This window comes from Candidatus Methylacidithermus pantelleriae, assembly GCF_905250085.1.
GTDB lineage: Bacteria > Verrucomicrobiota > Verrucomicrobiia > Methylacidiphilales > Methylacidiphilaceae > Methylacidithermus > Methylacidithermus pantelleriae.
The window spans coordinates 132,212-152,403 of sequence record NZ_CAJNOB010000023.1; the positions used below are offsets into that span (position 1 = coordinate 132,212).

The window sequence follows — 20,192 nt, forward strand, 5'->3', positions numbered from 1 at the left end:
GTTTGGAAGAGACGCAAAGCGGCCTATGCAGCACATGTCCGGTCGGGAGGCAATGGACGGCGTCCCGTGCCTCTGTCCCCGAAGACACGGAACTGGGCGCTACCTGGGCTTTGCCAGTGCAACCCCAGCGCGCCAATCCGCCGCAGCGCTCTTCGACCGGTGTCCCGGAGGATCTTCCTTGGGAGGGAAATGGTTCTGTGTGGTTTTAGGAAGGGTGATGCAACTGGTATCTAGGCATCCAGAAGAGCCAATCCGCTTGTCCATCGAAAGCCCCCTCGCCACAGGCCAGGCGTCGTATGAGAGCCACCGCGGGGGGTCTTGGGGGCAGGACGGCGGCGCGATACTCGCGGCCCTCAAGATAGCTGTCTCGCCAAAGCCGTGGACGGCGTTCCATCCATAAAGCAACCGCGGCAAGATCACCGCCGGTGAAGGTCCTCGGCAAGGTGTTCCCGTCACGAATCGTGTTGTGCGACAAGCGGTGCCTCCAGGCTTGGATGCGTTTGTCGCGACTCCTGGTGGTCGAAACGCTCCCAACGTGTGACATGCAGTTCCCGAAGTCTTTCGAGCTACTTTTGCTCGAAATCGGTTCTTTCCATGCGTGGGCGGGTACGCGCGTCGTCGGAACGACCCCTGGCGCCTACGGCTTGGGATGTGCAGCGAAGAACTGCCAGATGAGATGTGTCGCCGAGAGTTCCTGCGTCGGCTTGTCCAGGATGGAAAGCATCCGCTTGCCGCCGGGCCAGGCGTGGCCACCGCCAGCGATGAGGTAGAACACGACCTCAGCTCTGCCACTGGCGGCGACATACACGCGCTTGGTAATGCTACCAAAGCGGGTGACCTGCGGCTGCTCAGAGGCGCCATTATGTTTGATCCAGAAGTTGATCGCTTCGAGCACCGGCGGCTTGGGGGTTGGGTCGACGGACTTAGCGCCAACACCGCCCAACAAAGGCACATTTTGATCGGCAGTGCCATGAAAATGGATCACTGGGACGGGCTCGACCGGCCGGCAGCAGAGATCGGTCAAGGTTCCAGAGACGACACCCATGGCGGCAAAGGTGTCGCTCATCTCGCAGGCTAGGCGATAGGCCATCATCCCGCCGTTGGAGAAGCCGGTGGCGTAGATGCGCTTGCGGTCGATCGGGTACCGCTTTTGGAGCGTGGCAATGAGCGCTCGGATGTAGCCGACGTCGTCCACCTGGTGCTGGACCGCGTAGCCGCAGCAGGAGCCGGCGTTCCAGGTGTAAAACTCTCCCCGGCCCATGGCATTGAGCAGCGGATGCGGCGCGCCAGTACCGTTGGGACAGACTACGATGAAACCGTTTCGATCGGCTTCAGTGTTGAAGCCGGTTTGTTCTATTGCGCTTATGGCATTGCCGCCGCCCCCGTGGAGGTTTATGACTAGTGGCAGCAGTCTTTGGCCCGAAAGAGCTGGTGGCAGGTGCAGGATGTAGCTACGGATGCGGCCGCCGTAGGGCAACGTGTGCCATGAATCGTTAGTGGTGACGTTCCACGGTCCCCCGCAAGCCACAACTGGCAGGGCTAGACACAAGAGGCCTGTCAAGCGCGGAAGGAAGCGCAACTCAGGCACGACGACACCCCTTTACCCATTCGGCCACTGGAGTGTTGATTCCCTGGCGGGCGAAAACCACAAGCGACTCCTGCGCCGGTCGCGATCCGAGGATGATCATCGCGTCAGTTCTACCCGGATCGGCGTACGCATCCGCGGCGCCAGGGAGCTTTGTCTGCCACCGACAAAAAAAGGGATGATCTTCGGTCGGCACCTACCACCACTGGAGCTTGACCTCGGCCTCCGGAGGATGCTCGTGGGAACAAGGCTGGTTAAGGGGGACATCGACGGGACGGTCATCTTTTTGTACAATCCCATGCATCACCAGCCACTGTTCGAGCTCCTCTCCACTAATGTCGGCCAACATCTGGCCGTTCACCTCTACGCAGGGAGAGTAGGGCTGACCGCTTTTGAGAATCATCTCTTCCCGGTATTCCGGGTGGTTGATGATATCCTTCTCCTCGTAGGGCAGGTTGTACTTCTGCAAAACGGCCCTCACTCCTTGACTCCACCCGCAAACAGGTTTCAGGTAGGCAACGATCTTAACCTCGCTCATAGCCCTCAAAAATCTATTACATAGGTCGCAGAATCAAAGGGAAAATTCTTGTCTGTCGAGGTTTTGCTGGATGGCGCACGCCAGGTTTCCTATCGCATCGAGCGTATTGCAGCCTTGCCCCGTCCTGTTCGCAGCACATGCCTGAGTCACACGGGTCTCGGGAATCAAAGGTAGGGAGACGTTGGACTTCGCCGGGCAGGGCTCCGTTGGCGTTTCCAAGCGGTTCCTTTCACGCAAAAGATCAAGTCAAAAGCGATCGCAAGCGTGCAAGATTTTGCTTATCTTCTTCCAGTCCTTGACCCTTTGGGGTCTCCAGCACCATGGGGACCTGTGCCCACCGGGAATCCGTCATCCATAACCGAAAGGGTTCCAGCCCAATGGTTCCTTCCCCGATATGCTGGTGGCGGTCCTTTCGGGACCCCAGAGGATACCAGGAGTCGTTTAGATGAATAGCCCAGAGAGCCCCTTCGCCAAGCTGGGATTGGATCGTTTGGATAAGTTTCTGGTACCCCTCCGGGGTGCTCCAATCGTAGCCAGCCGCCCATAAATGGGCGGTGTCCAGGCAGAGCCCGAAACGCCGGGGATCAGCCAATCGCGCAAGGAGCTCCGTTAACTGTTCTAGCCTGGATCCGATCTGCGTGCCTGCGCCCGGCATGGATTCAATCGCAAGACCGATCGGGAAATCTTTCGTTAACTCCACCCACTGTCGAAGCTTTTGCTCGCAGCGTTCCAGAGCACTTTCCTCGCTCGTGGAACCGCGCGTTCCGGGGTGCACGACGACAAAGCGTAAGCCCAGCTGGTAGGCTCGAGAGGTTTCCTCCACCAGGGCCCGCAGGCTGCGGGAGGAAAGCTCCCTATCCGGGCTGGAGAGGTTCAAAAGATAGCCTGCGTGACCAAAAAAATAAATTCCCCTTTGAAGCACTTTCTGCCGGAATTCGCTCGCTTCCTCGCGGGAGAGGGGGCGACTGCGCCATTGCTGGCAGTTTTTTAGGAAGATCTGAGCGGCTGAGAACCCACCTTGGAAAGCCCGCTCTACCGCCTGGGGAAACCCACCGGCAATCGAAACGTGAGCCCCTAAAAGTCGCCTCATTTGTCAAAAAAGTTTGCTTTCCCATTTGGGATTGGTCAGCGGTCCCGAACCGTGAAACTCAAAGAGCTTGCTTACGGGAAAAAAAAGGATACTTGCGGGCCCGCGGACATTGACGCGCATGTCCATGTCTAACGCATCCCTGAGGTAATCGTATTTCCCTTCTCCGATCATCGTTAGCATGGGGCTAGTAATCTTGAGTCGTTGCGTCGAAATGGCTCCGTTGGCCATTTCAAAATCACACTGTGCGTCCCCTGCGCTCGTAAGATTCAGGAAAGGAAACGCTTGTCCGATGAGCGTAAAAAGCCCTCCCAGAAAGGGAATATCCAAGAGATATCCCCCGTGAATCTCACAGGTCCCTTTTCCTTGGAGGGTGTTCAATTTTCCGATGACCCCTCGAACCTCTCCCTTCAGTAGCATCCGTCCCGTGCTTTTCCCATAACGGAAATAGGTGAGAAGAACCTTTTGGAAGTCAGCTTGGGAAAGCTCAAACACGGCCTGAAAGGGAGGCTCGGCAAGGAGGTCGACCCCAATGGTCCCCTGTAACTCCCCGTCGAAGAGCCGGGCTTTTTGAACCACTACGGTGAGCTTACGCCCCAAAATCGTGATTTTGGCTGCGATGCCGGAAGGGTAGAGCGTTTTACCTAAAAAGTCATATTCCATGGGGCCTTCGGAACGGAGATCAATGGAAAGCTGGGTAGCCGGCTTGATCCGTTTTTCGTCGAGGTCTACCGTGCCGTCCACCCACAGGTTGGGGGGGCTCGTAAACCGATAGGGCTCCACGTAACGCGGGAATTTTTCTCCAACAGCTGGTGCGACTTCTTGAACGTGGACGGTCGAATGGAGCTTGTGGAGAAGGAGGAGCCGGGCACGAAAATCCTCTTCCATGGCCCCTTCCACGATCCCTTCGGGACGCACGACTTTTAGCTCCCAAAGGGCTAGTCGCCCTCCTTGCCATGCGAAACGGCCTTGGGCGGAAAGAACCCGCACTCCCTTAAAGGAAAACGACGAGGTCTGGAACTGTCCACGCAGATCAAGTTTGTCCCAGTTAGCGGGGTCGAAGCGGATGTCGGCCTCAATCCTCGGCCCTTCCCCCGGAAACTGGAGCCGTGCCAGGGTTTGGTCCCATGCTGCCGAAAGCCCGCGAAAGGCAGAAGGATGGAGGGTGCTGGTGACCCGGCCCTCCCAAGGGCTATGCAGGGCGGGTCGCAAAAGGGAAACATTGAGTTCTCCCAGCTTGCCGGCCAGCCGTGCTTCTGGGATAATCACCCTTTCCCCGTCGGAGCCCAGGGAGAGTTCCCACCGGTTCCAAAACGTTTCACCAAACCAGAAACGTTCCCAGCTCACCCCCATTTCGTAGCGAACTGACCATACGGGCTTCCACTGGAACTGGGCCTTTCCCTCGATCTGGGCAAGCTGGGTCGAACGAAAGTGCCGGACCCATCTGGCAAGATGTCCGGGCAAGAGGACGGCCCAATTCTCCGGGTCCGTTTGTGCGGAAAAGGCTAACGTACCTACTTGCTCCTTAAGCGTGACCCGTGCGTGAAGCTCCAAATATCCTGGGGCAAAATCGACTCGTAGGGTGGGGATTTCCATGACCCCCTTGTCCCAATTTCCTTCCAGAGAGATGGCCCGGAGCGTAATCCCATGCCAGCGGGCGTCCTGGCCCGAGAGAACAAACCGAGCTTTGCTTCCGAGCAAGTCATCGCTCTGGCCTTCAAATTCCACCTGTAGGGTAAGGGGAGAGCGGCTGATCCAAGCTCCCAGAAAGGAGGTGAGCCATTCAGCCACCGGTTCCCAGCCTCGTGCCTGGGGCATTCCAGATTGATTTTTCCGGAAAACCGGCCAGCCTGCCAAGCGTAGGGTTCCGCGGGCCATCAGCTGGCATTTACCCAAGATGAGCCCTTGGGCTTCCCACAGTTCCAACCGGTCCGGCAAAAGATGAGCTTTGGCAAAGACATGGGAGAGTTCCAGGCTTTTCCCTGACGCCAACGGCCACCGGATGCTTCCGTTTCGAACGGTGATGGTTCGCAATGCCCATTTTCCCGATCGCACCGTTTCCCAAACCCATCCAAGCCGGAGGTGATCGACCGAAAGGAGGGCTATCCGGTGGTGAGGGCTATCCCACAAGGTGACTTCGTCCAACAAGAGAGCACCGGTGGGGCTCAGCCGGATCGTTCTGGCCGTAATCGCCATTCCGTGGGTTTCCAGGTTTCTGAGAATCCTTTGTTGGACCGGCTCGGGAACGCCGAAAAACCACAGCGAAAAAAGGAGACCAACGAAAACGACCACGGGCCATGTCCAGATCGGGGGGATCCAGGGTGACTTGGAGAACCTTCGGAAAATAGCGCCAGTTCCCAGCTGAAAGTCGACCATGGTTACAAAACGTTTCCCGCGGGGGGGACACGGCGGATAAAGGCAAGGATCTTACAAACCGATCCCCAGGGAATAGCCTACCGGTTTTGTAGCACCTCCCCCAAGGGAAAAAGAGGGATGGCTGTCGGAACTTCCGGTGGCAGCCCAAGGGTTACCGACAGTTAAGCCACATAGGGAGACATAAGGCTTGGGATGGGAGCATATCCGAATGAAGGTACATGCGTGGCCCAAGCGGCACGGTGTTGCCTTGTAAGGCGGGTGAGGGGATCTGGAAGGAGAGGGGGTTGCCTGTGCTTGCAGAATAGTTGCCGACCGGGGCGGTAATCGTGCCATGCGGAGGCGGTGCTACTCGATCGGGTGGCCCTCTACGCGTGGGTGGTGGTAGCGCCGATCAAAAAGCGGATGGAGAGAGGGAATTGGCTTGCGTTCTCTGAATGGGTTCTCAGGGAAACGGTTGCCGATCGTCAAGGCCGGCGAGGAGGTGGGCTCGGAGAGAAAAGGGGCATCGGAGAGGGTTCGGGTTGGGGAGGTCTCTCATCGGAAGGTGGGCGTCATCGGGGTCCGAGTAGCGCAACGGGCTAATGGATTTCAGTTTCGAGTCTCTGGAGGCGGGATTGGGCGGCATTGGCCAGGCAGGGTCGATCCATCCTGTTGGGGGATGCCAATGAGATGACCGACGATCTTGTGTGCGATCTCCGTGGGGTGATGGTTTCCTTCTGTGCCAGGCTTTACGAGAAGAAATCCGCGCAACAACGGCGCCAAGAAGGTGCTCGAAGCGATCGCATGGACAAGCTTGCTCGTTTCCCTTTACCAGGGGCGGTTGCAGGTGACGATCGAACAGGGGGCGTTGCTTGAAGACCTATGCGGCGCTCTCTGGGGAGGTGGGAGCCCGAGTGTTTTTTGCGGACATGCGGGTTTGTGTGTCCGTTTAACGACGGCCATTGATCCTTCCTGTGGCGGTTTGGCTTGACTGGCCGGATAGTTCCACATTCTCCGGGTCTAAGTTCCAAGGAAAGGTCCGTTTCGGTCGGGAAGGAGAGCGACCCCAGATGATTGTGGAAGCTAAGGAGGGGATCTGGAAAGAGCGCAAGAGCTAATTCCGCACGCTTGAGGAGAAGATGCCCGGATCGAACGTTTTGCACGAAAAAAAAGCGGGTGGCTTTGCCATCCTTTTCCCACCAAGCTTGACGCCCTCCTGGGAGAAGAGGAGTCGCAACCGGGTGCGTTTGTCTTTCGGGTTTCGCCGTTTGTTTCCGTAAAGAGTTTTCCTTGGAAGAAAACCAGCACGCCAGTCACGCGGACGGGAAAAGGGATTGGCAGGCGGAATGGGGGAGCCAGTTCTCTATGCTGGGGTCGAAGGACGAGCCCCCGGCAACTCGTCCTGCCGAGTCACAGTATCCACGGACGGGAGCCTATCGGCTTTGCGGTTGCGGGCTGCCGGCCGGATGGGAAAGCCCGAGCGGATACCTGGTTTGTGAGGGCGTGCGTTTTGCCTACGGATAGAAAGCGATTCTCTAGACCCCTCTCGGCCAGCCGGATCGTGCCCGGGACAAGCAAAAAAGAGGGGGAAAGGCGTCCCGCAGGAGGATCCGTGCTTGGGCGACCGCTTCGTGCAAGACCGAAAAGGGGTGCTGGGTGTTGGGAAGCATCGAGGGCAACGAAAATCATCTTGCCTTGGCCGAAAGGGAGCGTTCGGGCAATCTCCTGGCAATCCGCCGGATCATGGCAAGAGGGAGGAGCAGGTCAAAGCGATTGTTATTGGCACGTGCAAAGAGATCGCCCAGGCCTGTGGTGAATCGGGCAAGGCGCTTCTGATCGAACCATGGGATCTTCCCAAGACGGAGCTCAAGCTTGAGTCGGTGGATTGCGTTTGGGCCCGCTCGTTTTCTTTTTTGGCTTTACGCCAAGGCGATCGCGATGGTTCAAAGTCAGCTTGTTTTGCTGCCGGAGTCGAGGGGATCGAAGTGGATCTGGCCTACGCGTCTTTGATGGGCGTGGTCGACCATGCGCGCCGTCATGGCACAAGTTTTTCCGAGAGCGCGGGCCTCGGTCCCCCCCTCGCCGTGAGAGGATTGTGTCTCTCGGGACGCGTTATCCGTGCGAGAGGCAGGTGTAACCCCACACAGAGGGTGGTTAGGTCACCTTCGCCCTACGCGCAAGGAATCCGACAAAGCCTGTGTGGTCGTTTCTATGGCGGGGACTTGCAAAAGACTCTAAGCGGCGCAAGGAGCGCATCCCCGGTTAGGGAGAGGGTCGACTCCCCCTCCCGCGCCTCTGTCCCCGAAAACGCGGGACGGGGACGCCAACCCTGGCTTTGGCAGTCAAACCCCCGCACGCGAATTGTCGGCAGGACTCTTGGGTCGGCCTCCCAGACGATCCTCCCTACTAGGGGAACGGTTCTCTATGGGTGTAGGAACGGTGCGGTTCGGGACTGAGCTATTGAAGAGCCGTCTTCTTGCCTTTGCAGGGGAAGAACCCTATCCTAAGCTTTCCTTTGTGAAGGAAACCTCTTTCATGGACAAAATGGTGGCTCTGTGCAAGCGCAGGGGGTTCATTTTCCCTTCCTGCGAGATTTATGGTGGGCTAGCCGGTGTGTGGGACTATGGCCCTTTAGGGGTCGAGCTCAAGCGGAACATTAAGGAGTACTGGTGGGTTTGTATGACCCAGTACCGGGATGACATCGTGGGGTTAGATTCTGCGATCCTAACCCATCGTGCCGTGTTACAGGCCAGCGGTCATGAGGGTCAATTTGTCGACGAGCTGGTCGAATGTAAGGAATGCCACAGCCGGTTCCGGACTGACGAGCTGGGTGCGGTCTTTTGCCCGCTGCGTCCGAAATTCCATCCTGGCCAGTGCGGGGCTCCGCTAACCGAGCCCCGACGGTTTCACCTTCTCTTCAAAACCCAGCTGGGTCCGGTGGAGGAATCCGCCGAGACTGTCTACCTGCGTCCGGAAACTGCGCAGGGCATCTTTGTGCAGTTTCGCAATGTTTTGGAGGTTTCCCGCAAAAAACTCCCCTTTGGAATTGCTCAAATCGGCAAAGCGTTTCGCAATGAGGTTAACCCGCGCCATTTCACGTTTCGATCGCGAGAGTTTGAACAAATGGAAGTGGAATATTTTGTGAAACCGGGCACCGGGTTAGAACTTTTGGAACGGTGGAAAGAGGAGCGTTTGGCCTGGTATGAGTCCCTTGGGCTTCCCAGGAGTAAAATTCGTGTGCGGGATGTCCCAGAATCGGAACGAGCCTTTTACTCGCAAAAGACCTACGATCTCGAATACGAGTTTCCTTTTGGGACTCACGAGCTGGAAGGGATTGCGTATCGCACCGACTATGACCTGGTCCAGCATGCGCGGGGCAGCGGCAAACCGTTGGACTACTTTGATGAGGAGACCCAGACCCGGTTTGTGCCCCATGTGATCGAACCCAGCGGGGGGGTTGACCGGACGGTGCTGGCTCTTTTATGCGAGGCTTACAATGAGGAGGAGGTTAAGGAGGATGGGGAGAGAGGGAAAGAGGTGCGGACCGTTCTCCGGCTTTCTCCCAGGGTTGCACCGATCAAGGTAGGGGTGTTGCCCCTTCTTCGGAACCGCCCGGAATTGGTTGCCAAGGCTCAGGAAGTGGCAAGCTGGCTTCGACGGTTTTACAAAACGGCCTATGATGAGGCGGGCTCCATCGGGCGGCGTTACCGCAGAATGGATGAGATTGGGACCCCGTTTTGTGTTACGATTGATTTTGAAACGCTCGAGGGTGTTCGGTCGGGGCCGTTGGCTGGCCGCCGGAATACCGTGACGGTCCGCGATCGAGATACGATGGCCCAAGAGCGTGTTGCCATCGAGGATCTTTTGGAGTATTTGGCCCAGAAGGTCTCCCCTGGAATAGGAGGTTTTTTCGTGCCCAGGGAAGGAAACCAAGGGCTTGGCAAGTCTTGGCCGGCCTAAACAATCGGCTTCTCCCCCCGGGAGGAAGTGCGGCCAAGAGAAGGGAGTCCGGGCATGGGGAAAAGGGGGGTCTTTTCTCCCTGATCAACGTCACTCCCGAAAGAGGGAAGAGGAACCCGATGACCGGTGGAGATGGATGCGGGTGAAACCAGCTACGTTATTCCCAGAAAAGCGTGTGACCCAGCTTCGTGACCGCAGAATTTCCCTGGGAATTTCCCAATTGGAAGCCGCCCGGCGGGTGGGGATTGCCCGTCAAAGCCTTGCTTCGATTGAACAAGGGCGTGCGGTACCTTCGGTGGCCCTTGCCCTGCGGCTAGCCCGGTTGCTTGGGACCACCGTGGAGGAGCTCTTTGGTCAGCCCATGGAGACAGATCCCGTGCCGGCGGACTGGGCAAGTTTCCGGGACCCTCTCCCGGAGGAACCGGTAGCGCTCGGCTGGATGGGAGATCACTGGGTAGCGCATCCGCTGGAACCTTCGGAGGTAGTGGCTTCGCCAGGACTTGTGTGCGGATGGGTGAAGGAAAAAGGAAAGACAGGGCTTTTGGTTCAGCTCTCCGAGGGTTCGGGTTCCTTGCAAAAAGGGATTGTGGTGGCAGGTTGTGCCCCCGTCCTGGGTTTTCTCATTCAACGACTTAATGGCTTGTTTCCCTGGCAGCGAAGTCTCTGGCTGGAACGTTCGAGTTTTTTTGCGCTGCAGGCCTTGGCCAGGGGTTGGATTCATGCAGCGGGGATGCACCTTTGGGACGACTCTCGCCGGGAATTCAACCTGCCTTTTGTCGAGGAAATGCTGGGTTCGCAGCGGTTTCTTGCAGTAGAACTGGTTCGGTGGAAGGCCGGTCTTGCCGTAGCCCCTGGCAATCCGCTCGGTATTTCCCGGGTGGCGGACATCGCCCGCAAGAAAGTGCGTGTCGTTCCCAGGGAGCCAGGGTCGGGGGCTCAACGGCTTTTGGAAAGGGAGGCGGCGCGGGAAGGAATTGAAATGGCTTCGCTTGCCTGGGCACCGTTGGCCAAAAATCACCGGGAGGTAGGAGAACGGGTCCTTCTGGGAGTGGCCGATTGCGGGATCACCATCGAACCGGTGGCTCGGGTTTTGGGACTAGGTTTTTTACCGTTGCAGGAAGAGCGTTTTGACCTGGTTTTTCTTGCGAGATGGGCAGAAGAGGAAGCCAGCCGGCGTCTTTTGGGTTTGCTCCGGCAAGTTGCGTTGCAGGCAGAATTGGAAAAGCTTTTTGGTTACCAGGCTTCCCATGCAGGGGAGAAAGTGGCGTAGGGCCCGGTAGGAACATTCAGTAAAAATCCCCGGCGCTCCCTCGCAAGGCCAGGAGGAGAGAGGATCGGGACGAGCGCTGTTTTCAAGCGCGCAAGATCCCCGGCAAGAAACACGCTCATCCGGTTTGGATCCAGATATTTCCGTAGAGCGGCCGTGACTTCAGCTACGGAGAGATTTCGGATTTGTGCTTCCAGCTTTCCATCCCAAGCCAAAGTGCGTCCCCATCGGGCTCTGGTGGCCAGAAGCGTCGCTAGCTCCCGATCGTTCGATCGCAATAATCTTCGCATTTGGAGCCAGCCTTCCTGGGCCTTGGCCAGTTCGTCCTTCCGGACCCCTTCCTTGAGTATTCGAGTGACTTCTTCAAAGTACGCCTTTTCCACCTTGGCAACGTTTTGTGGTGCGGCGATGGCGCTGGCAAGAAAGAGTGCGGTAGAGTCCTTCGGGGTTAACTCAAGGTGAGCCCCCACGTGATAGCTCAGTCCCTCCTGAGCGCGGATGCGTAGCGCCAGCCGAGAGCTAAGAAACCCACCACCAAGAATGTAGGTCCCCAGAACGAGCGCGGGGTAATCCGGGTTTTCATCCGAAAGGGCTAGAGCCTGGCAAGCCACAAATGCGGCGTTGGGTTTATCTGGAATCGGGAGCACCTTTCGTAGCGTTTGGTTCTGGACGAGCGGGTGGAAAATGGGCTCAAAGGGTTCTCGAGATTCCCATCCTCCGAAAAGGGATTGGAGTTTTTGGCTCACTTGGGTAAGGCCTAGGTTGCCCACCACGGAAACCTCTCCGTGGTTGGCCCCGTAAAACCTCCCGTAAAACGCCTTAGCTTCTTCTAAGGAGACCTTCTGCACCTCCTTGATTTCTTCCTCAAAGGTTGGAACGTAACGCACATCACCCTGGGGGTACGGGTTCATATGGCGCAGGGCCTCCCGGTAAGCTACCTCTGTCGGTTCGCTCCTTTCTTGCTCAAGCTCGGTAAGCTCCTCTGCTTTGAGTTGTTCCCATTCGGACGAGCTAAAGGAGGGTTTTCGCAACATTTCCGTGACGAGCTCGAGCAGGCGGAAAAACGTGGTGCGAGGGGACTCCATTTGCACCGTGATCCCCCCGGGTTCCGAGCTCCAGGAAACCCGAGCCTTTAGCCGGTCTAGCTCATCCTCCAGTTCTTGCCGGCTATGCTGGGTAGTACCCCGCGACAGCATGTGGGCTGCCAAGCGTGCGACGGTGGAAGTTCCTCGTAGGTTTCGCTCGGTTCCCCACTGGAGCGAAAGGCAGGCATGTACAAGGTCCGCCCGCGTGCGCTTGGTGAGAACGGCTGTTGCTATTCCCGGGCTAACAACGGCCCGTTGGATTCGCGCTTCCAGGGAACTAGGATCCGGATCCAAAGCTTCTCCCGGTTCTATCTCACCTTTACCCCGGTAATCGCGGAGAAGAGCTGCTAAATCCGGGGCGTGAGGAATCTCGACCCGGGCGACTTGAGCAGCCGGGACATAAACAGCTACGGTACGGTTCGTTTCGGGCAAATACGTTCTAGCCACTCGGGCCACTTGGGCTGCGCTGACTTTCTCTAACCAGTCACGTCGAAGAAAAAAAAGCCGCCAGTCACCTGCAGCAATGAATTCGCTCAAGTAAAGGCCAATGCGTTCCGAATTCGCTAGCGCAAGTTCCATTTCCTTTAAAAGTTTTCGCCGGATGCGCGCCACTTCTTCCTCGCTCGGCGGTGAGCGCATGGCTTCGTCCAGCGTTTGAAGAATGCCTTGTTCCAAAAGGTGCGCGTCAGATCCGGCCGGGCCTTCAGCATAAAAAACCGCCATGCCAGGCTCCCGCAATGCCAGGACGTCATCGCCGACGGAACTAGCTTTTTGGGTCTCTACAAGCTTGTGATAGAGCCGTCCAGAGGGGGTATCTCCCAGCGCGTCGGCAAGGACTTCCAGCGGGGCGATGTCCGGGTGGGAAGCGGCCGGGATATGGACCCCCACCATCACAAGCGGAGTTCCTCCTGCCCGTTCCACGACCACCCGGCGGAGACCTTCCTGGGAAGGCTCCTCTGTATGGGTCTGAGGGAGGGAGCCTGAGGGACGCGGGATCGTAGCAAAGTGTTTTACGACAAGTGCAAGAGCATGGCCTGGGTCAAAAGCTCCCGAAAGGATGAGCACGCAATTGTCCGGCCGGTAATAGCGCCGGTAGAACGCAGCCAGGCGGTCAAGGGAAACGTTTTCAATATCAGAGCGAGCTCCGATGACCGGTTTGCCATAGTTGTGCCACCGGTAGGCGGCGGCCATAAGATGCTTAAAAAGAACGGACCACGGAGCGTTTTCCCCCATCTCAAACTCGTTTCGAACCACGGTCATCTCCCGCTCAAACTCATCCTTTCGGAGGATTGCATGGACCATCCGGTCGGCTTCTAAATCCAAAGCCCAATCGAGATTGGCGTCTGTGGCGGGAAAGGTTTCAAAAAAGTTGGTTCGATCCCAGGATGTGGTGGCGTTGGGTTTGGCTCCGTGTTCCGTGAGCTCTTGGGGAATGTGGGGATGACGGGGAGTTCCCTTAAAGAGCATGTGTTCCAAAAGATGGGCCATCCCGGTCTCCCCATAGCTTTCGTTTCGGGAACCCACCAAGTAGGTGACGTTAACCGTGATGGTGGGCCGGCTTGGATCCGGAAAAAGGAGCACCTTAAGCCCGTTGGGGAGGTCATACTCGGTGATCCCTTCTACAGAAGGCCCCTGCCGGACACCCTTGGGGAGTGGAAAGGGAGCGGCCAGCGTAGAGCGGGGTGAAAAAGGAGCTAGCCAAGCCACAAAAGAGAGAAACATCCCGGTTCTCCACAGAAGAGCCCTGGCCAGCGGGAAGGTTTTTCTCATCGGATTGGTTGCGGAGTTCTAGTACCGGGGTTTTTCAGAATCCTTATGGGTTGGCTTGGAATTCCAGCTCCCCAGCCGTTGGGCCCAAGCACGGGTAAGCTCTGCTCCAAAGAAAAAAATTTGAGAGCAATAGTAAATCCACAAAAGGAAAAGAACTACGCTTCCGGCGGCTCCGTACAACGAGGCCAATGCGCTTCGGCGCAAGGCAAACCAGAGAAGGGATTTCCCTGCCATGATCGAAACTGCTGTGATCGTAGCTCCCAACCACACGTCTTGCCATCGCACGTGTGCATCGGGGAGTGTCCGGTATACGGTGGCAAAGACGAGCACACCAAGGACAAAGGCCACCACCGAGATCAGCCAGGGGAGATGGAGTTCCGGCAAAAACCTAGTAAAAATCCCTTCCATTCCACCTAAAGCGGTGGTCGCAACTAAAGAGATCCACAAGAGTAGACCGCTTCCCAACACGATGACAAAGGAACTGGCCCGGCGTCGAAGCACGTCCCCGAGTCCTCGAGGAGGGCAGGGCTCCAGTTCCCAAATGAGGTTAAGGGCATCTTGCAGCTCTAAAAAGGTTCCCGAGGCGCCCAAGGAAAGGGACAGGGCCGTTGCCCATGCGGCCTGGGGATTTTTCCAAAGTTCCGACGCCCGAGAGGCTGCGTCTTTGAGAAGCGTGATCCCTTCCTCCCCGATCATCTGGCGCAAGATTTCCATAAACTCGCGGCCGGCCTTCTGGCTGACGGTCACACTTACCAGAGCCACGGTCATGACCACAAGAGGGATGAAGGAAAAAAGAATGTAGCAGGAAAGGGCAGCCCCTAAGCTTGAGCAGCGATGCCGGACCCAACCCTCTCCGGCGTCCCAAAAAAGGGCCAGGATCTCCTTTAGCGAAGAGCCAAGTCTAGGCTTCGTCGTTTCCTGCGATAGGGACCGGACGGGTAGCTGGTGCATGCGGAGGTTCGAGTCGTGCCTGTCCAAACTGAAAGCCTTTCCAGGGCTTTTCACTGGCGGCAAATTCTTCCAGGAGCTGGCTAGCTGTTTGGGCTCCATTTTCTTTTTCCAATTCCCTTTGGGCTCGGCGCACGCTCTGAACGATCTCTGGGGTTAACGCCCGGTCCAGCGCTTGGGCAAATCTCCGGGCATTCCATTGTTGAGACGAAAGGGTCACGCCGAAATGGCGGAGTTCTCCTAATCGAGCATGAATAGGCTGATCGAAGAGGCAGGGACAAAAGACGGATGGTCGTCCCGCCCGGAGAGTTTTGGAGAGGGTTCCCGCACCACAGCAATGGGTTACAGCCAACGAGCGCGGAAAAAGCCAGCTGTGAGGGGCTCTGGCCAGGACCAGGATCTGGGGATCGGGAGGGAATCTTTGTTGGGTCTCTGGTCCGGTCAAAAGCACAGCCCGGACTCCTGAGAGCTTCGCCGCCTCGTAGGCTTCCACATAAAATCTCCCTGGGCGCGCCACCATGGTGCTTCCTAGCGTAAAAACCCATGGAGGAGACCCTCTTTCCATAAACGCCAAAAGCTCAGGAGAAACCTCGCATTCGTTTTCATAGAAAGAATACCCGCAAATCCGGTGATGGGAAGGCCAGTCCTGGGAAGGAGAAAAAAGGATCCGGCTGTAGAGGTGGAGAACCAGTTTCGGTGAGTAGTCATAGAGCACACCCCTGGCGGGGGGAAGACCCAAGCTATGTCGCAGCCGGTTAAACCCAGGGTCAAAACGACGGCTAATCCAGCCGGCGGCCATCTTCCACAGGGTTTGCCGGCAAAAAAAGGGAAGAGGCAGCTTCGGAAAAACGGGGGGTGGCAGCCCTCCGGAAGGGGTTGCGACCGGGGAAAGGCACACGGTTACCCAGGGAAGACCGGCACGCTGGCTTGCAAAAGCGCCCCCGAAAGCGAAGTGGTGGGCGACAAGGCAATCGTACTCCGGAGCCAGTTGAAGAAGAGCCTTGGCCATGGAAAGGGCTGCCGCATAGGCTCCCTTTTCCACCAGAGCTTCCAGGGCTTCTAGACCCCACCGGCGCTGGCTCCATAGCTGGGCAACCTCCCGGAGCGCCCAGGGATCTGGGGCTGCGGCAACAAACGGGACCTGGGCGCGCTCTGTGTGCTCTTCCCAGCCCGACGGTCCTACCAGTAGAACCTCGTGCCCTCGAGCTTGGAGCTTTTGGGCCAAACCCAGGAAAGGAAAAAGATCTCCAAGCGAACCCCAACTGGCCAAAAGAAACCGCATGCTCCTGGCTTTGTTTCTCCCGGTCCGGAAAATACCCCCCTTTTGTCCTCGTCTTTTTCTTATCCACCCGTCGGCCGTTCGATGTGGCCTCCAAACTTTTGTCGCATAGCCGAGAGCATTTTTTCGGAAAACGGGTGGTCCTGGCGGGAACGAAAGCGCCGAAAGAGCGAAGAGGAGATCGCCTCCATCGGCACCGCCAGCCGGAGGGCAACCGAAAGAGTCCATCTTCCTTCTCCGGAATCTTCCACGATCCCTGTGTAACGGGAAAGAAGCGCATCCTCGTGGAGAGCCATAGCGACCAGATCCAAAAGCCACGAGCGAATCACGCTCCCCCGGCGCCACAGTTCGGCAATGCGAGCCAAGGGAAGCTGGGGACACAGATCCCCCAATGCCCGATGCCCCTGGCTCAACAAATCAAAACCCTCTGCATACGCCTGCATAAGACCGTATTCAATGCCGTTATGGACCATCTTCACAAAGTGCCCGGTGCCGCTAGGGCCGCACCAAAGATAACCAAGTTCCTCCGAAGCAGGAGCTCCGGTCCGGCCGGGGGTCCGTGGAGCGGCTGGCAGCCCGGGGGCAAGGGTCTGAAGCAAGGGCTCCACATAGTCAAAGGCTTCCTTGGGTCCCCCGGCCATAAGACAATATCCTGCTTCTCGTCCCCAGATTCCCCCACTGGTCCCGACGTCCAGAAGGACAATGCCTCGGGCGGCCAGCTCCTGGGCTCGTCGCTGGGTGTCTTCAAAGTAGCTGTTGCCTCCGTCAATCACAATGTCACGCTCCTCCAGGTACTGGGACAACTCTCGCAGCGCCGATTCGGTAGGGTCGCCGGCCGGAACCATGACCCATACGACGCGGCGAGGGCAAAGTTTTTGAGTGACATCTTCCCATCCCTGGCTTGGAATGGCCCCTTCCCGAGCCACTTCCTCCATGGCTTCCTTTCGAACGTCGTACACGACCACCCGGTGACCTCCGGCCAGAAGTCGTCGCACCATGTTGGAACCCATCCGCCCTAGACCAACAAAACCCACTTCCATGACACGCCCCATCCTTCTTACGCTAAAGAGAAGCTCTCATCCACCGTACGCCACAATTGGTCCCACCGTTCTGGCCGGGAGTCGACCAAATGGAGCCGCACGACTCTCCGAGCTCGCTCGGCGAGGACCTCAAAGTCCCCCAGCGCCTGTGCCCGATGGATGGTACCAAACCCAAATGGCTGGCCTGGAATCGCAAGCTCGCTTCCCTCGTTCCCTGTCGTAACCAAAAGGAAAACACCGGTGTTGGGACCTCCTTTAAAGGCCTGCCCGGTGGAATGCAGGTAACGGGGCCCAATTCCAAGGCAGGTGGCCACCCTTTTCGTCCGTCGAATCTTCTCCCGGATCTTTCCTAGGCATTCCATCACCCGATCTCGCGGGTCTACAAAGGCAAGAAGACCGACATAGTCGCCCGGGCGGATCCGCTCCCAATAGGTTTGCAGCGTCCTGGAGACTGGCTTAGGGTGGGAAAGGAGTCCTGTATCCACCGGTTGATCTCGCTGCGGTAGGAAAAGCTCAATCCCGTCTTGCCTACACAAAGGGGAAGATTCTGGAAGACGACCCGTTTGAGCATAGGCTTCGGCAAAACGGCGCGTTGCCGCTTTGGAAGCTTCCACATCAGGCTGGTCGAAGGGATGAATCTTCAAAAAAGAAGCAGCGACCGCCGTGGCAACTTCCCACCGGAAAAATTCCCCCCCAAGATCCTTCTTTTCCTTGCACCGGAAACGGATCGTTGGGTGCCCCGCTTGAGCAAGCGCTTGGAGTCTTGCCTCTAGCTCCGTGCTCGTTTCAAACGGGAGGGTGATGGAGACAAAAACCCGGTCCTTTCCGTAGGAGTCTGGCTCTCCCAGTTCCTCACCCGTGAGAGGCAGAATAACCTTTCCGTCCTTCCCGGTGGATTCTGCTAAAAGCTGTTCCAGCCATCCTCCGAAGCTTGCTAAGGAGGGACTGGTAAGAATGGTTACCTTATCTTTCCCCTGGGTAGCCAAAAAACCGAGAACAATCCCAAGGTAGATCCCGGGATTGTTCTCGACGCTTTGCGTGTTGCGACAAAGATCCCTCATCTGGCGAGCCTTTTCAAGGACCGGCTCAGGCTCGATCCCGGCCAGAGCTGTGGCTCCCAGGCCATAGGCTGAAAGCACGGAGTATCTCCCCCCCACGGAGGGAACCCCATAAAAAACAGCCCGGAAACCTTTTTGAGCTGCTAGGACTTCCAACGGGGAGCCGGGATCGGTAATCGCCACAAAGGAGCGGCCCGGAGGTTCGCTTTCTTCCTGGGAAACTTTTTCAAAGAAATAGGAAAAAAGCAGATTCGGTTCGAGCGTTGTTCCCGACTTGCTCGAAACGATATAGAGGGTTTTTAGACCCCGGGAGTCCGCCACCCTCCGGATGACCTCTGGATGGGTAGAATCCAAAACTTCGAAACGGGCGAACTGGGCTTCTTGGCCCAGTACTTTCGCCAGGACTTCTGCTCCGAGGCTAGACCCTCCCATTCCCAGAAGAACGATCCGTTTGACTCTTTCCTCTCGAAGTTCACGAGATAAGGCGCGGTACCGGGGCAGGTTAGCCCATTCTGTATCGGGAAGGTCCAACCATCCCATCCAAGCCCCTTCGTCCCGCCCAGTCCAAAGGGTGGAGTCACAGGCCCAGAAGCGAGCCGTCCCATCGGATTGTTGCCACTGATCGATCAGGCGCTCCAGGGGTCGTTGGGTCCATTCTGGCAGCGAAAAGGAAGCTTCAGCAAGAGTTTCGCTCATAATGGAAGAAAAAGGAAAAAAGAGATCGGCCGCCAGGCTCCTCTCGGTTCGGTAACCAAGGGCAAGAAAAACATTCTCTCACCTGGATCGGCAGGCCCAAGCAGGCATAGGAACTTTTGCTCCACTTCCTCTTTTTTGGCCTCCGAACCGGCCCAACGCAAGCTTTCGGTTGTCCTGGAGCTCTCCTAGCGGCTTTGTGGCTTCCATCGCCCCAGGGAATGGACTCTTCTCGCCCGATCACCCTGCCAATCAGGTGAGGCGCCATGGCTTTCTTATAACCCAGCGGAAATTCCTCAACAAAGAGGTGATTCTGGCCCTTTGTGGGAGGCCCAAAAGCTAAGTGACGGGCCGGGGGCCTCCAAGCCAAGGCCCGTCCTTCTCCTAGGCCAAAACGCCAGTGGCGCGACAAGGATATCAAACGACTCAGCTCGCGTAAAAAGAGGCTTGGGTGGCTTTTGCCTAAACGCCAAAAGACACTCGGCCACAAAATCCAGGAAAGGAGAGCAAGAGTCCCAGGGACCGGATTTGGCCAGGCGACCGACCCAAGCTATTGAACTCTCAGTCTTGAAAGTCTACAATAAAAACCCTGGTCCTACCGTAACCGGGCGGTGCCCATGAGCCCCGTTTTCCTCGGGAAGGACCCTTGCTAGGAGGAACAATCGGGTGCGCTTTGGCTCGAACCAAGCTCGTTCGAGAAGTTTCCCTAGCTACAAAACCCAAAAGAAAACTAGAGCTAACTCACCAGCGAAGGTAAAGAACACTTACGAGCCAATCCTTTCACCAACTGACGAACGAAACGGAAAGTTTGAAAATTCTTGTTACCGGTTGTGCGGGCTTTTTGGGTTTTTTCATCGCTCAAAAGCTCCTCGAACAAGGTCATTGCGTCTTTGGCGTAGATGATCTCAACGCCTACTATCCTCCCCACTGGAAGAGGGCTCGGTTGGACAAGCTCCAGACCTTCGGCCAATTCCGGTTCCGCCAGCTCGATCTGGCTGAGCCGGAGGCAGCGGCAGAAGTTTTCCGTTCGTGGGGTCCCTTTGACCGCGTGATCCACATGGCGGCCCAAGCCGGTGTCCGACATAGCCTCAAAGACCCCCTACGCTACGCCCATTGCAATCTAGTGGCCTTTACACAGTTACTGGAAGCGTGCCGGATTTCCGGATGTCCTCATTTACTGTATGCAAGCTCTAGCTCTGTCTACGGTGAGGTGAAGATGGATAAACCTCTCTCCACGGATTTGCCAGCGGATCGACCTCTAAGCTTCTACGGAGCCACAAAACGAGCCAACGAGCTCATGGCTTTTTCCTATAGTCACTTGTACCAGCTGCCGACCACCGGGGTTCGTTACTTTACGGTCTACGGACCCTGGGGAAGACCCGATATGGCCTACTTTTCCTTCACTCGAGCTCTCTTTCGAGACGAACCCATTCGGCTTTTTGGCCATGGACAAGCCCTTCGGGATTTTACCTTTATCGCTGACGCCGTGGAAGCTACACTTCGCCTCTTGGCCCTCCCTCCCCAAGC

General features: G+C 57.1%; 16 protein-coding genes. 6 read left to right on the top strand and 10 right to left on the bottom strand.

All coding sequences use genetic code 11. The features are described from left to right. Positions 1-637: 637 nt before the first annotated feature. The 5 genes from KK925_RS06700 to KK925_RS06720 form a co-directional block, all read right to left on the bottom strand. On the bottom strand, positions 638-1,588 hold the full coding sequence (locus tag KK925_RS06700) for an extracellular catalytic domain type 1 short-chain-length polyhydroxyalkanoate depolymerase (RefSeq protein WP_174582128.1): 951 nt from the start codon (positions 1,586-1,588) through the stop codon (positions 638-640). Then, a complete protein-coding gene (locus KK925_RS06705) occupies positions 1,581-1,781 on the bottom strand; it encodes a hypothetical protein (protein WP_214096367.1) in 201 nt (66 codons plus the stop codon). The genes KK925_RS06700 and KK925_RS06705 overlap by 8 nt, the downstream gene beginning before the upstream one ends. Continuing rightward, the gene (locus KK925_RS06710; protein WP_174582129.1) at positions 1,782-2,123 is read right to left on the bottom strand and encodes a glutaredoxin family protein; all 342 of its coding nucleotides are present in this window, start codon (positions 2,121-2,123) and stop codon (positions 1,782-1,784) included. A 241-nt stretch (positions 2,124-2,364) separates the two neighbouring features. Further along, positions 2,365-3,213, bottom strand: a complete 849-nt coding sequence (locus KK925_RS06715; protein ID WP_174582130.1) for a deoxyribonuclease IV — start codon at positions 3,211-3,213, stop codon at positions 2,365-2,367. Positions 3,214-3,216: 3 nt separating this feature from the next. Beyond that, positions 3,217-5,586, bottom strand: coding sequence for an AsmA-like C-terminal region-containing protein (locus tag KK925_RS06720; protein WP_174582131.1), 2,370 nt, complete (start codon positions 5,584-5,586; stop codon positions 3,217-3,219). A gap of 624 nt (positions 5,587-6,210) precedes the next feature. Here KK925_RS06720 and KK925_RS06725 point away from each other — a divergent pair. The 5 genes from KK925_RS06725 to KK925_RS06745 all read left to right on the top strand — a co-directional run bounded on the left by KK925_RS06725 (position 6,211) and on the right by KK925_RS06745 (position 10,795). Then, positions 6,211-6,441 carry a hypothetical protein gene (locus KK925_RS06725; RefSeq protein WP_174582132.1) on the top strand — a complete coding sequence of 77 codons (231 nt, stop codon included), beginning with the start codon at positions 6,211-6,213 and terminating at the stop codon, positions 6,439-6,441. Positions 6,442-6,855: 414 nt separating this feature from the next. Next, positions 6,856-7,089 carry a hypothetical protein gene (locus KK925_RS06730; protein ID WP_174582133.1) on the top strand — a complete coding sequence of 78 codons (234 nt, stop codon included), beginning with the start codon at positions 6,856-6,858 and terminating at the stop codon, positions 7,087-7,089. Positions 7,090-7,181: 92 nt separating this feature from the next. Next, positions 7,182-8,021 (top strand): hypothetical protein, encoded by an 840-nt coding sequence (locus tag KK925_RS06735; RefSeq protein ID WP_174582134.1) that lies wholly within the window; start codon positions 7,182-7,184, stop codon positions 8,019-8,021. A 79-nt stretch (positions 8,022-8,100) separates the two neighbouring features. Next, a complete protein-coding gene (locus KK925_RS06740) occupies positions 8,101-9,525 on the top strand; it encodes a glycine--tRNA ligase (protein ID WP_174582155.1) in 1,425 nt (474 codons plus the stop codon). Positions 9,526-9,667: 142 nt separating this feature from the next. Then, entirely contained in the window at positions 9,668-10,795 is a 1,128-nt protein-coding gene (locus tag KK925_RS06745) for a substrate-binding domain-containing protein (RefSeq protein ID WP_179959116.1), read from the top strand. Here KK925_RS06745 and KK925_RS06750 read toward each other — a convergent pair. Genes KK925_RS06750 through KK925_RS06770 form a run of 5 tightly spaced genes read right to left on the bottom strand, consistent with a single transcriptional unit; the run spans position 10,759 to position 18,668 of the window. Then, entirely contained in the window at positions 10,759-13,647 is a 2,889-nt protein-coding gene (locus KK925_RS06750; RefSeq protein ID WP_174582136.1) for a M16 family metallopeptidase, read from the bottom strand. The two genes, KK925_RS06745 and KK925_RS06750, sit on opposite strands and share 37 nt — an antisense overlap. An 18-nt stretch (positions 13,648-13,665) precedes the next feature. Further along, positions 13,666-14,598 carry a YihY/virulence factor BrkB family protein gene (locus KK925_RS06755; RefSeq protein WP_174582137.1) on the bottom strand — a complete coding sequence of 311 codons (933 nt, stop codon included), beginning with the start codon at positions 14,596-14,598 and terminating at the stop codon, positions 13,666-13,668. Beyond that, the gene (locus KK925_RS06760) at positions 14,549-15,877 is read right to left on the bottom strand and encodes a glycosyltransferase (RefSeq protein ID WP_174582138.1); all 1,329 of its coding nucleotides are present in this window, start codon (positions 15,875-15,877) and stop codon (positions 14,549-14,551) included. The genes KK925_RS06755 and KK925_RS06760 overlap by 50 nt, the downstream gene beginning before the upstream one ends. 59 nt (positions 15,878-15,936) lie before the next feature. Next, complete coding sequence (gnd, locus tag KK925_RS06765; protein WP_174582156.1) at positions 15,937-16,914, bottom strand: phosphogluconate dehydrogenase (NAD(+)-dependent, decarboxylating); 978 nt, start codon at positions 16,912-16,914, stop codon at positions 15,937-15,939. Positions 16,915-16,931: 17 nt separating this feature from the next. Beyond that, positions 16,932-18,668, bottom strand: coding sequence for a transaldolase (locus KK925_RS06770; protein WP_174582139.1), 1,737 nt, complete (start codon positions 18,666-18,668; stop codon positions 16,932-16,934). 805 nt (positions 18,669-19,473) lie between these two features. On the opposite strand from KK925_RS06770, the gene KK925_RS06775 reads away from it, so the two are divergent. Next, positions 19,474-20,192: NAD-dependent epimerase/dehydratase family protein (locus tag KK925_RS06775; RefSeq protein ID WP_174582140.1), on the top strand; the 719-nt coding region annotated here is incomplete at its 3' end.

Excerpts from the sequence above, each read along its gene's own strand:
- KK925_RS06710 (WP_174582129.1), bottom strand. The coding sequence starts at position 2,123 with ATGAGCGAGGTTAAGATCGTTGCCTACCTGAAACCTGTTTGCGGGTGG.
- KK925_RS06715 (WP_174582130.1), bottom strand. The coding sequence starts at position 3,213 with ATGAGGCGACTTTTAGGGGCTCACGTTTCGATTGCCGGTGGGTTTCCC.
- KK925_RS06720 (WP_174582131.1), bottom strand. The coding sequence starts at position 5,586 with ATGGTCGACTTTCAGCTGGGAACTGGCGCTATTTTCCGAAGGTTCTCC.
- KK925_RS06740 (WP_174582155.1), top strand. The coding sequence starts at position 8,101 with ATGGACAAAATGGTGGCTCTGTGCAAGCGCAGGGGGTTCATTTTCCCT.
- KK925_RS06750 (WP_174582136.1), bottom strand. The coding sequence starts at position 13,647 with ATGAGAAAAACCTTCCCGCTGGCCAGGGCTCTTCTGTGGAGAACCGGG.
- KK925_RS06755 (WP_174582137.1), bottom strand. The coding sequence starts at position 14,598 with ATGCACCAGCTACCCGTCCGGTCCCTATCGCAGGAAACGACGAAGCCT.
- KK925_RS06760 (WP_174582138.1), bottom strand. The coding sequence starts at position 15,877 with ATGCGGTTTCTTTTGGCCAGTTGGGGTTCGCTTGGAGATCTTTTTCCT.
- gnd (WP_174582156.1), bottom strand. The coding sequence starts at position 16,914 with ATGGAAGTGGGTTTTGTTGGTCTAGGGCGGATGGGTTCCAACATGGTG.
- KK925_RS06770 (WP_174582139.1), bottom strand. The coding sequence starts at position 18,668 with ATGAGCGAAACTCTTGCTGAAGCTTCCTTTTCGCTGCCAGAATGGACC.